Source organism: Parabacteroides sp. AF14-59, assembly GCF_003479515.1.
GTDB lineage: Bacteria > Bacteroidota > Bacteroidia > Bacteroidales > Tannerellaceae > Parabacteroides > Parabacteroides faecis.
In genome coordinates this window covers 1019-12908 of record NZ_QUHH01000004.1, presented here as the reverse complement: position 1 = coordinate 12908, position 11890 = coordinate 1019, and the positions used below count along the sequence as shown (strand labels likewise).

The 11890-nt window shown below is 46.4% G+C and carries 11 protein-coding genes; 6 read left to right on the top strand and 5 right to left on the bottom strand.

The window, feature by feature from the left end:
* Positions 1-55 precede the first annotated feature (55 nt).
* Together DWW23_RS06005 and DWW23_RS06000 are read right to left on the bottom strand one after the other, a co-directional pair.
* The gene (locus tag DWW23_RS06005; protein WP_122352379.1) at positions 56-1033 is read right to left on the bottom strand and encodes a FecR family protein; all 978 of its coding nucleotides are present in this window, start codon (positions 1031-1033) and stop codon (positions 56-58) included.
* Between the two features lie 105 nt (positions 1034-1138).
* Entirely contained in the window at positions 1139-1681 is a 543-nt protein-coding gene (locus tag DWW23_RS06000) for an RNA polymerase sigma-70 factor (protein WP_122352378.1), read from the bottom strand.
* A gap of 151 nt (positions 1682-1832) precedes the next feature.
* Here DWW23_RS06000 and cysK point away from each other — a divergent pair, with 151 nt between their 5' ends.
* From cysK to DWW23_RS05975, 5 genes are all read left to right on the top strand, one after another.
* On the top strand, positions 1833-2780 hold the full coding sequence (gene cysK / locus DWW23_RS05995; protein WP_122352377.1) for a cysteine synthase A: 948 nt from the start codon (positions 1833-1835) through the stop codon (positions 2778-2780).
* 368 nt (positions 2781-3148) lie between these two features.
* Complete coding sequence (locus tag DWW23_RS05990) at positions 3149-3589, top strand: MarR family winged helix-turn-helix transcriptional regulator (protein WP_122352376.1); 441 nt, start codon at positions 3149-3151, stop codon at positions 3587-3589.
* Positions 3567-4877, top strand: a complete 1311-nt coding sequence (locus DWW23_RS05985; RefSeq protein WP_122352375.1) for a TolC family protein — start codon at positions 3567-3569, stop codon at positions 4875-4877. The genes DWW23_RS05990 and DWW23_RS05985 overlap by 23 nt, the downstream gene beginning before the upstream one ends.
* An 18-nt stretch (positions 4878-4895) precedes the next feature.
* Positions 4896-5966 carry an HlyD family secretion protein gene (locus DWW23_RS05980; protein WP_122352374.1) on the top strand — a complete coding sequence of 357 codons (1071 nt, stop codon included), beginning with the start codon at positions 4896-4898 and terminating at the stop codon, positions 5964-5966.
* Positions 5967-6013: 47 nt separating this feature from the next.
* A complete protein-coding gene (locus DWW23_RS05975) occupies positions 6014-7618 on the top strand; it encodes an MFS transporter (protein ID WP_122352373.1) in 1605 nt (534 codons plus the stop codon).
* Between the two features lie 32 nt (positions 7619-7650).
* Here the strand turns inward: DWW23_RS05975 and DWW23_RS05970 are convergent, their stop codons facing one another.
* From DWW23_RS05970 to DWW23_RS05960, 3 genes are all read right to left on the bottom strand, one after another.
* The gene (locus DWW23_RS05970; RefSeq protein WP_122352372.1) at positions 7651-8301 is read right to left on the bottom strand and encodes a response regulator transcription factor; all 651 of its coding nucleotides are present in this window, start codon (positions 8299-8301) and stop codon (positions 7651-7653) included.
* Complete coding sequence (locus DWW23_RS05965; protein WP_122352371.1) at positions 8301-9542, bottom strand: PLP-dependent transferase; 1242 nt, start codon at positions 9540-9542, stop codon at positions 8301-8303. Before DWW23_RS05965 ends, DWW23_RS05970 begins: the two co-directional genes overlap by 1 nt.
* Before the next feature lie 84 nt (positions 9543-9626).
* Positions 9627-11240, bottom strand: a complete 1614-nt coding sequence (locus DWW23_RS05960) for a carbohydrate-binding domain-containing protein (protein ID WP_122352370.1) — start codon at positions 11238-11240, stop codon at positions 9627-9629.
* 283 nt (positions 11241-11523) lie between these two features.
* Here DWW23_RS05960 and DWW23_RS26525 point away from each other — a divergent pair.
* Positions 11524-11890: transposase (locus DWW23_RS26525; protein ID WP_199664126.1), on the top strand; the 367-nt coding region annotated here is incomplete at its 3' end.

The following is an 11890-nucleotide window of genomic DNA, read 5'->3' as shown; positions in this document are numbered from 1 at the left end:
TTTTTAGGTTAACTGTTTATCCATCCATACGTATTCGTTTTAAGTTATTAATTATTTACTTGAGAATCAATTGATAATTCCCGTTACTTGTTTCCTTGTACTTTAACGGGGATGAGGCTCCCATCATAAAAAGAATTCTTTCAAGAGATTCATCCCTGATCTTAAATGTAAACCGGTATTTATCAGCCAGATCCTGCTGGCACATGATCTTACGCCCATACCATTGTTCCAGACGGGGAATGATCATCGATAACTTTTCATTCTCGAAACTCAGTATCCGTTGCTTTCGCCAGGCTGTATATTTATCCGCATCGACATCCTGCACGGAGGCTGAATTATCTCGTTTGTCAAATACTATTTTCTCATCCGGCGACAGAAGGTATCCGCCATTCTTATTATTCAGAGAGCTGTTGCAATTCACCCTTATCTTTCCATTCAACAGAATGGCCTCTGACTTATTCTCTATACCATAACTAAAAACCTCAAATGCAGTGCCCAGAGCTTCTATATCCATATCAGCAGTATGGACAACAAACGGCTTCTGAGGATTCTTATAAACATCGAAGAATGCCTGTCCATCCAGGCTGACTTCCCGCTTTCCGGAAGAAAACTCCGACGGGTAGGTCAATTTACTGCCCGGACCCAACTGGACCTCCGTTCCATCCGGCAATGACACCGATTGCATATTCTGAATACCCGAACTGACAATATACATCGGAGGATCATTCCTCTTTTCCAGGAAAAGGTAAGTCATTCCTCCCAACACCAGTAACAGCAGTATGGAGGCGACGGCACTATAGATTTTATAGAACTGCGTTTTCCCCGGTCTGTCACCCTCTATCCGCCTGCGTATGTACTGCCATATATGCATCCCGTCCGTCCGGTCAAAGGTTGCCGCATCCGGGGCATTTTCCCATTGATCGCCCATCCGTTCCTTTATAGCCACCCGATCGTTCAGGGCGGCGACCTCTTCCTCTGCCAATGCATCCTGCATCAGTTTCTTCAGTATATATTTCTTATCATTCTGATTCATTTCTTCTATGCGCTTTATAATAAATACACCTAACCCGAGGGTGTCCCCCTATCCGGCCATAGATTTTTTTCGATTTTCTGAAATAAAAGAGAAGAGATAACCTCTTTACAGGAAAAGAGCAAGCATCGATATGTTCTTTCTCAAATACTTTAAAGCTTCACTGATCTGATTTTCTACAGTTTTTTCTGAAATATGCAATAGTTCGGCTATTTCCTTATAACTCTTATTTTCTTTCCGGCTCAGGTTAAATATTTCGCGACGACGCGGAGGGAGTTCATTGATCAGCAGATCGATATAGTCACTCAGGTTCTTAGCCTCTATCTCTTCTTCTATATCATACGAACTTTCCATAGCCGAGATAACGGTCATTTTATAGAAGTCTTCGTTCAGGCTCTTACGGTGTTGGTTAAAGATCAGGTTACGGGTTATAATAAATAATAGTCCTTTGAAATTATCTTCCTGGCGCATAAAGTCACGCGATTCCCAGATTTTGATAAAAACTTCCTGTACGACCTCCTCTGCCGCATCCTTACCGGTCAGATAAAGCCGACTGAAGTTGTATACTTGCCTCCAGTACTTTTTATACAAAGCAGTAAAAGCATCTTTATCACTTTGTTTTAACAATAATATGAGTTCATTATCCTCCATCTCGTTCGTCCAGAATACTGCAAATATAAGAGAATTATTTTATTGTTAATAAATAAAAACAAAATATACCCTGTTTATGGTATATATCATAATCAATCCGATACCTATCTTTGTTGCATAGATAAGAAACAACTTAAAAACATAAAAGAATATGGGAAAAGTAGCAAAATCATTGACAGACCTGGTCGGTAACACACCGTTACTGGAGTTCTCGAATTTCAATGCAAGCAAGGGAGTAAAAGCGAAACTGATCGGCAAATTGGAATATTTCAATCCGGCTGGAAGTGTGAAAGACCGCATTGCTCTGGCAATGATCGAAGACGCAGAAAAGAAAGGACTGCTGAAACCGGGAGCGACCATCATCGAACCGACAAGCGGAAATACCGGAGTCGGACTGGCTTTCGTTTCGGCTGCCAAAGGATATAAATTAGTCCTGACGATGCCTGAAACGATGAGTATAGAACGTCGTAACCTGTTAAAAGCACTTGGAGCCCACCTAGTATTAACTCCCGGAGCCGACGGCATGAAGGGAGCCATCGCCAAAGCCGAATCATTACGTGACGAAACACCTGGTTCCATCATCCTGCAACAATTCGAAAATCCGGCTAATCCGGCCAAACATGTGGAAACGACTGCCCAGGAGATCTGGCGTGATACGGACGGCAAAGTCGATATTTTCGTGGCAGGTGTCGGCACAGGTGGCACGGTCAGCGGTGTCGGAGAAGGTTTGAAAGCACATAATCCGGATATAAAGATCGTAGCGGTAGAGCCGAGCGACTCCCCCGTCCTCTCGGGAGGAAAACCGGGACCGCATAAGATACAAGGTATCGGAGCCGGCTTCATCCCTAAAACATATAACGGCAAGTTTGTCGATGAGATCATTCAGGTTGAAAACGACGATGCTATCCGGACCAGCCGCGAACTGGCACAGACAGAAGGTTTGCTTGTCGGCATCTCTTCGGGTGCAGCAGTGTATGCGGCATTGAAACTGGCAGAACTGCCGGAGAATGCCGGAAAGACAATCGTCGCCTTACTGCCGGATACAGGGGAACGGTATCTTTCTACGGTACTGTACGCGTTTGAAGAGTATCCGTTGTAAGTGAAGAGTATTCATTGTAAGTGAATATCAGAAATGAACTGTACCATTATAAAAGAGGCTTAGCTGTTACAGGTTCATTTGCCGTCAGTTTTAACTGACGGTTTGCAGATAGTTTATCTCTTTTGGCTTTAGCCAGATTTCTCTTTAATGGGGATATATTTTAAAATGGAACTAAAGTTCAAAGAAATAGCTATTTACAAATCCGTCAGTTAAAACTGACGGCAAATGGACCTCTAACAAATAAACCTTACTTGAAATGAACCTGTAACAAGCAAGCCTTACTTGTTATCTCTTCCCCAACAAATAATAGTCAAATATTAAACTAATATCAAAGAAATTCCTATCTTTGCATCCCAAAAACAGCAAGTATGACGGATAGTGAATTAGCGCACGAACTTAATTTATTGATATTAAAAACCCGGATGACATTCCGGCAAACGATTCAACGATTACTTAAAAGAAACAATGTCGATATGACCTTCGAGATGCTTCAGGTCATGCATTGCCTATGGAAAGAACAGGGTGTCAGCCAACAAACGCTGGCGGAAAAGACGGCGAAGGACAAGGCATGCCTCACCAACCTGATCAACAACCTGGAGAAAAAAGGATGGGTCGTACGCCGGGAAGACACCAACGACCGGCGTAACAAACTCATATTTCTTACGCCGGAAGGAGAAAAAGTGGCGGAAAAGATAAAGTCACTCCTAAAAGATATGTACACACAGATAGGCAACCAAATGAATACCCGCCACATGGAAGCCTGCATGAAGCATCTGAATAAATTGAATGAGATATTTGATCAGATATAGTTTATTAATGTTACTGTTTATTTGTAAGCCTGTTGCGACTTATTCCCAACAGGCTTACTCGCTTTCTCTCGACGAGTTATTCCGTCTGGGGACAGAGAACAGTTTGCGCCTGCAAGCCTCCCGCATGGAGGAAGTCATCGCGGGCGACAAGGAAAAGACAGCAAAGACCTCACGCCTACCCGGTATCAGTATCGGTGCGACGACCGGATATATCGGACAGTCTACCGTCTTCCGCAAAGGATTAGCGCAGCCCGTGCATCCCGACCTGCCCGACTGGTCGCACAATTATAATGTAGAGGTGACCCAACCCGTCTACCGCGGAGGGAAAATCCATTATAACATCAAGCGGGCTTCCCTGGAAAAAGAGATTGCCACACTGAACTCGACCAACAGCGAGGCAGAGATCAAACTCCTTTTGCTCCGCCGGTATATGGACCTTTTCAGCCTTTATAAACAAAGAGACGTATTCGCCCGCAACGTGGAAGAATCCACACGCAGGCTGGACGATATCCGCAGGTTGAAGAAGGAAGGCGTCGTCACCCGTAACGATGAATTGCGCAGCGAACTGCAACTGACCAACGACCAGCTAGCCTGCCGTGAAGCTGACGACGATATTTCCATTGTTTCGCAACAGCTCGACGTCCTGCTCGGACTGGACGAGTCGTTACTTCTGCAACCCGATACGACACTGCTTTATACAGCTGTTTCGCTGGAAGACTACGAGATATACGTCCTGCAGGCTTACAGCAACTATCCGGAGTTGCAAATCGCCCGCTATAACACGAAACTGGCGGAAAACGACATTCGCCTGTCGCAAGCAGATTATCTGCCTTCCCTTTCCATCCGGGCCGCCAATACACTGTCACGCCCGTTGAGCACAACGATGGAAGATCTGTTTTCCAATAACTGGAATATAGCGTTAAGCCTGTCTTACAACCTGTCTTCCCTCTATCAGAACAAGCATAAAATGCACGAGGCCAAACAATACGTCCGCCTCCGAAAAAACAGGGAAGACCAGATACGGCAGGATATCCGTATCAATGTCAGAAGTGCCTGGATCAGGCATCACGAAGCACTCGACCGTGTACAGGCACTCCTGTTATCGGTCAGGCAGGCCGAAGAGAACTATCGCATCGTGCGGAACCGTTATCTGAACCAGTTATCCATCCTGACCGACCTGCTCGATGCCAGCAGTGTCAGGCTCGAAGCCGAACTGCAACTAACGAATGCCCGTACCGAGGCCGTTTACAGCTACTACGAACTGATGCGTTCGTGCGGCAATTTATAACCGATAAAACAATTCTGTATGTCAGCATTACATAAGAAAAGAAAACAATTACTACGGTTGAAGATCAGGAACATCACGCTCAACACGGTCTGTATCCTGCTTGCCTTCGGCGGAATATCGTGGACTGTGAACTATTTCTGGAAATACGTGAACTACGAGATCACCAACGATGCCGTAGTCGACCAGTATATCATCCCCGTCAATATCCGTGTAGCGGGATACATCAGAGAAGTCCGTTTCACCGAACATCAGCAAGTCAAGGTAGGCGACACGCTTCTTATCCTCGACGACCGTGAATACCGCATCAAACTAAAAGATGCTGAGGCGGCCCTTCTGGATGCACATGCGTCTAAAGACATCTTAAGCTCCGGTATCGAAACCTCGCAGGTGAATATCGGTATCCAGGAAGCGAACATCGCGGAGACGAAAGCTCGTTTGTGGCAACTCGAACAGGATTATCAACGGTATGCCAACCTGCTGGCGGAAGAATCCGTCTCACAACAGCAATATGAACAGGTCAAAGCAAACTACGAAGCAATGAAAGCCCGTTACGATGCTTTGTTGCGCCAAAAGAATGCCGCCCAGTCCCAATACACGGAAACGAGCAAGAAAAGCGGCAGCGTCGAAGCCACGATTCTTCGCAAGGAGGCTGATCTGGAGATGGCGCAACTGAACCTCTCCTATACGGTTGTCACCGCCCCTTTCGACGGATACATGGGACGGCGTACACTGGAAACCGGGCAACTGGTGCAGGCAGGGCAAACCCTCAGCTATCTCGTCCGCGGCAACGACAAATGGATCACTGCCAATTACAAAGAGACACAAATCAGCCACATCTACATCGGGCAGCAGGTCCGTATCAAGGTGGATGCCATCGACAACCGTATCTTCCACGGCACGGTAACGGCTATCTCCGAGGCGACAGGATCTAAATATTCGCTGGTCCCGACCGATAATTCGGCCGGTAATTTTGTCAAGATACAGCAACGTATCCCCGTGCGGATCGACCTCACAGATGTTTCGCCCGAAGATATGAATCTGCTCCGTGCCGGAATGATGGTGGAGACGGAAGCATTAAAGAAACAGTGAAAGATACGTATTACACGGATTTTCTTATTTAAAGCAAATAGAAGCATATGGCTCAACAGGTTTTACTGAATGTCCCGATACGCCCCTGGGTTCCCCGGTGGCTTGGGATTGTCACGGCCTTCGTCGTCATGCTGCCGATCATCCTCATCAACGGAGCTTATACGGGGAATATCACCGAAGTTTCGGGAACGCTCGGCGTATTGAGCGAGGATATCAGTATGGCCTACTATGCGACATCGGCAGGCATGGCAGTCTCCTACCCGCTTATCCCCAAGGTCCGCCCGGTGGTAACAACCAAGACGATCCTGTTGATCGACCTGCTTTTGCAGGTTATATTGAGCTTTATTTGTGCGCAGGTGAACCAGATGGATATCATCATTGTCTGTAGTTTCTTTATCGGTTTCCTGAAAGGGTTTGCCATGCTGGAAATCATCCTGATGATCCGCCCGCTTTTCAGTCCGCAGAATGTCCGCAGCGAGTTTTATGCCTATTTCTACCCTATCGTCTTTTCGGCGGGGCAGATATCGATGGCAATCACGGCACAGCTCGCCTACTACTATCAATGGCAGTATATGTATTATTTCGTTATCCTGCTGTTGCTGGTCGCCATCTCTTTTATCCTGATGTTTTTCCGGTATGCGAAGCGCCCCGTTCATTTTCCTTTTAAGGAGATAGACTGGAAAAGCATCCTGATCATAGCCTCTATCCTGCTCTTCACGATCTGGTCGGCCACATACGGCAAAACGCTCGACTGGTTCTCGTCCGCCAAGATCACCCTGTACGTATTGTCATTGCCGGTATTGGCCTGGTTGTTCGTTTCACGGCAAAAGACACAAAAGAATCCTTATATCCGGCTGGAAATACTGAATAGCAGCAAAGCATTGATCGGTTATTTCTTTATGATGCTGGTCATGTTCTTTTCGGCTACGAGTTCGCTGATCACAAGCTATATGAATAACATCATACGGGTCGACAGCGTGCATGCCAACTTTCTGAACCTCTGGATGCTGCCGGGCTTTATCGGCGGGGCGGTAGTTTGCTTCTGGTGGTTCCGCTGGCAGCGGTGGCGTTTCCGTATACTGATAGCCTCGGGAATGGCGTGTTATGTGGTTTATCTTGCTATCCTTTATTTCGGGATCACGCCGGACGGGACATATGAAATGTTGTATCTTCCGATGTTCCTCCGGGGTATGGGGATGATGATCCTGTTTATCGCTTTCGGGGTGTATGCGGTGGAGGATATGAATCCGAAGTTGATGATATATAATGCTTTCTTCCTGATCAGTTGCCGTTCGGTGATAGCTCCTGCCCTGTCGTCGGCATTCTTTAACAATATACTTTACCGCCTGCAATTACGGGGTATGACAACCCTTTCGGAAAATATGGACCTGCAAAACCCACTGGCGGCACAGCAATATAATCAGTCTCTCAACAATGCGCTGGCACAGGGGCATAATATTACCGATGCCACCCAGCTTGCAACCAATAGCTTGTATGCAACGCTGCAATCGCAAAGTTTACTGCTTGCGCTGAAAACGATTATCGGTTATGTGTTGATATTCGCCATCGTAATAATGGTTATTTCTCGCTTTACTCCTTTCCATAAGACACTAAAAGTGGAGATTGTGAAGACGGGAGATGATATGGTGTAATATGTTACTTTTCTCTGGATGGAAAAGTAGATTCAAATATAATATTCCGTCGTATCGACAATCCCGGCACGCAACGCATACTTGGTTGCTTCATGCACATTGTTGACTTCCAGTTTTCGGAAGATATTCTTTCGGTGGGTGGTGATGGTATGGATACTGGAGAAACGTTCGGAAGCTATCTCTTTGGTCGTTTTTCCCAAAGCGATGGACTTTAATATCTCTTTTTCCGTGGAGGTCAGTACCGGGTGCTCTTTCGGTTCACGAACAGAGTTCTTATTCGAAAGCAGGTGATGGATTCGCTGGCAGATAAAACGCCGGGAATGCAAAGCCGATCGTAAGGCTTCCTGTATCTCATCCGATGAAGCATCTTTCAGGACAATACCGAATGCCTCGCTGCTGAAAAGGATGCGGCGGATAAAATCTTCACTCAGCTCGTCGCTGAAAAGTATCCAGGATACCTGCTTGAAACGTTCCTGCACGATCAGCAGTTCGTCGTCACTCGCCAGGTCGAAAAGCGTATAATCGAGCAGGACTACAGCTTGCGGATATTGTTGCAGAAGTTGGAGCAGTTCACGTTTACCGGCAGCCTCGGTTACAAGCGAGAAGTCCGGCATCTTATCAGTCAGATATAAGATGCCGGCTTTCGTGATATCCTGATTATCGGCTATGATCAACGTTCGCATCAGCAGGTTACGGATAAGGCTTGTTCAATATCATTGTACAGATCATCGACCGGTTCAAGGCCGACCGACAGGCGGACCGTCTGCTGACTGATATCCATATCCCGACGCTGCTCCTCCGTGAAACTGCCGTAGATGGTACTGGCAGGATGGATAGCCAATGTCTTGTTATCAAACAGATTCGTAGCCCTGCGAATCAACTTCAGGCGATTCATAAAGGCAAAACAGGCTTCGCGGGCAGGCAGGTCGAACGTCAGCATCGCTCCGGGATAACGACCGAACTGGGAAGTGCTTAATTGGTAATACGGATTATCTTCCAGCCCGGTATAATTGACGGACATGATGCCATGCAGGCTTTGCAAACGTTTTGCCAACTCCAGGCAGGTGGAAGCCTGCCGTTCAAAACGGAGCTGCATAGTTTCCAGGCCCAATGTCTGCATATAAGCGACCTGCGGCGTCATATAGGCTCCCAGATTCCGGTGGATCTCTTTACGCAGGCGACCTGTGAATGCACGTTCGCCATATTGCTCATACCAATGTTTCAGGATGAATGAACGGCTCCAGTCGAATGTTCCGTTGTCGAGGATCAGCCCTCCTACACTCGTTGCACCTCCGGAAATATATTTGGTACTGGATACGATCTCGATGTCTATCCCGAAATCCTTTCCGTGGAAAACCGTGAAAGGGACGATCGTCGTATCTGCGATCAAGGGAACTTTGGCCTCTCCGGCGATAGACGATAATAGCTTTAAATCGACCACTTCCAATTGAGGATTGGTGATCACTTCCACAAATACAGCGCAGGTATTGTAATCGACATTTGCACGAACCTCATCCGGATTTGTCAGATCACAGAAACGTGCTTCGACTCCGAATGCGGCCAATGTCGTTTTCATCAGCGAATAGGTATTACCGAAGAGATGGGGAGAAGTCACGATATTCGCCCCGGAGAAGCCGATCGCCATCAAGGTATTGCAGATGGCAGCCATTCCGGAGTTGAGCGCAGTCACACTCATCGCTCCGGTGATAGCCTGTATGCGATCTTCAAAATATTGCACGGTCGGATTCGTTATCCGCGAATAAGCATGGTCGGTCGTGCGGCCGCAGAAAGCGGCTTCCATGGCTTCGGCGGAATCAAATTCGTAGGCCGCTGTGTGATAGACCGGCATAGACAACGCGTTGTAGGCATCCGGCCTTTCGTAAGGAGTATGAAGCAAACGGGCTTCAATGCTATTTTCTTTCATTTTGTACTATCCTTGAGTAATTTTCTTTTTGCCGGTACAAATGTATGATTCATTTACATTCGGAGTATACAAAATGAGATTTTTTTACCATCCTCCCGGTCTTCCGCCACCGCCGATATTCCCTCCGCCGCCCGGTCCGCCGGAGTAAGAACCGACGGTCGTGACTATCGAACTAACGGTAAAGGTGGCGGCCTGTGTACCGCCGGAATAGGTCGATCCGGTATATAAGCCATAAAAATCAGAGCCACCCGTAGCTGTTCCTCCGGTATAGATGGTATAGCCCGAACCGGATGTAAGGGCAGGACTACTGAATAATAATGTCATTTGCTGGAGCGTACGCGGTATCTTGAAAGTCAGGATATCGGCACCATCATCCGAGCTTATATGGAATAATGTATTTTGAGTACCGCTTCCACCGTAGATCAGGGAAGATTGAGTGCATGCGTTAGTGGTCGGTGTGCTGGTGCTTCCTCCTACTCCGATGATTGTGCCGCCGGTGATCTTGAATGTATTCTGGTCACAGTCAAAACCATCTTCCGGCGAAGATGTACCGATGGAGATGACAGTGCCTCCGGTAATCGTCAACGTGCCGTTAGAGTCGATGCCGTCGTTTGCGGTGCTGTAACAATAAATGTCTCCGCCATTAATGACAATGGAAGTGGCGGCATTGATACAGTCGTCGTAAGCCTCGACGATGATATAGCCGTCGTTAATGACCAGTTCGCGCTTGCTCTCGATACCTTCCGCTTCCGAACGGGAGGTTTTTACCGTTATATTTCCTCCGTTGATAGTCAGGTTGCCCAGGCTTTTTATTCCTTTGGCGGAAGTGCCCGTTGTCGTTATACGAATCGTTCCTCCGTTGATATCCATGTAGGGATTAATAGATGAATCGGAGCCTTCGTAGGAGGTGGTGATTCCTTCATCACCGCTGACGATCGTAATATCGCCGTCCTGGATAAGGATATAGCCTTCTTCACATTCTATGGCGTCGGTTGCCGCATGGATCGTCAGGGTTCCTCCGTCTATTATGACGGCATCGTTCGTGTGGATACCGTCGGAGACTTTACTGGTAAGCATGAAATTTCCTTCATAAATACGAACATAGTCGTCACTGCAAATGGCATGCTTGTTATTGCCGTTGACCGTCAGCGAGCCATTACCGTTGAAGATCAGCTGGCCTTCACTGAAAAAGGCTGCTTTCTGGTCTTCGCTGCCATTGGTTGCATAGGAGGAACCATCCGTCAATATATTCTGCGTGTTATCATTTAGCTGGACAAATACCCGTTTATGTGATTGGATATTAACAGCCGGACCGGAAGGGTTGGTGATGGATACACCATCCAGTGTCAGCTTGAATTTATAGTCGCTGTAAATCTTAACCATTCCGTTGGTCGTCGAACCGGAGAGAACATATTCTATTTCTTCGGCTGTCGAAACGATCGTCACTTGTCCGTCACTAATCTGAACAGATACGCCGTTGTCCGACATCGGGTTGGAGACTGTGACCGTGTTATCAAAAGAAACCGTGACCGTACTGGAAAAAGAAGAGTTATCTACCTGATCATTCTCATCGTCCGGGACAGCCTTTGTTTCCTCACCGGAAGAAATGTCGTCTGCACTGCATGCCGGTAAAGACGATACCAGTATGAACAGGGAAACAGCAAACAGATAGCTCTTTACAATGGTATATTTTATCATATCCTTTTGTTTTTTGATCTCCAAAAATAGCGTTCCCTCCTATCTTCTAAAAAAAGAATCTGTAAACGGGATGTTTTTATCAATGAAATAAATCTTATATCGTATTATTTCATTTATTATCAGATTATCGATAACCTCACAAAAGTAAGTACAACTGAAAAGTGACTACCGGATAGGAGCAGATAGGGATGGTTAGTGCTGGATAAAGACAGTTAGTCTTTATTGGAAAAAGAGCTGACAACTGACTTGTACTGAAAAAAGTTTACACAATCACAAAAAGAAAATGTGTAAACCAAAGGTAAGTTATCAAAAATATACGGACGAGTTTCGTATAGCAGTCGTCAAAGAGTATTTGGCAGGTGGAATCAGTAAACACGCACTGAGTAAAAAATATTCTATCCCTCAGCAGTGTACTGTAAGCAATTGGATTCGTAAATTTGTGGGCGAAGAAAATGAAGAAGTACCCATGAAGAAAAACGAATCCCCAAGAACGGAAAGTGAAGAAATAAGCCGCCTCAAACGGGAACTGAAAGAGTCGAAACTGGCTATTTATCAGGAAAGAATGCGTGCAGATGCCTATGACACGATGATTGATGTGGCAGAAGAAATGTTCAAGATTCCGATCAGAAAAAAAGCTGGCACCAAACAGT

Excerpts from the sequence above, each read along its gene's own strand:
- DWW23_RS05970 (WP_122352372.1), bottom strand. The coding sequence starts at position 8,301 with ATGCGAACGTTGATCATAGCCGATAATCAGGATATCACGAAAGCCGGC.
- DWW23_RS06005 (WP_122352379.1), bottom strand. The coding sequence starts at position 1,033 with ATGAATCAGAATGATAAGAAATATATACTGAAGAAACTGATGCAGGAT.
- DWW23_RS06000 (WP_122352378.1), bottom strand. The coding sequence starts at position 1,681 with ATGGAGGATAATGAACTCATATTATTGTTAAAACAAAGTGATAAAGAT.
- cysK (WP_122352377.1), top strand. The coding sequence starts at position 1,833 with ATGGGAAAAGTAGCAAAATCATTGACAGACCTGGTCGGTAACACACCG.
- DWW23_RS05990 (WP_122352376.1), top strand. The coding sequence starts at position 3,149 with ATGACGGATAGTGAATTAGCGCACGAACTTAATTTATTGATATTAAAA.
- DWW23_RS05960 (WP_122352370.1), bottom strand. The coding sequence starts at position 11,240 with ATGATAAAATATACCATTGTAAAGAGCTATCTGTTTGCTGTTTCCCTG.
- DWW23_RS05980 (WP_122352374.1), top strand. The coding sequence starts at position 4,896 with ATGTCAGCATTACATAAGAAAAGAAAACAATTACTACGGTTGAAGATC.
- DWW23_RS05965 (WP_122352371.1), bottom strand. The coding sequence starts at position 9,542 with ATGAAAGAAAATAGCATTGAAGCCCGTTTGCTTCATACTCCTTACGAA.
- DWW23_RS05975 (WP_122352373.1), top strand. The coding sequence starts at position 6,014 with ATGGCTCAACAGGTTTTACTGAATGTCCCGATACGCCCCTGGGTTCCC.
- DWW23_RS05985 (WP_122352375.1), top strand. The coding sequence starts at position 3,567 with ATGAGATATTTGATCAGATATAGTTTATTAATGTTACTGTTTATTTGT.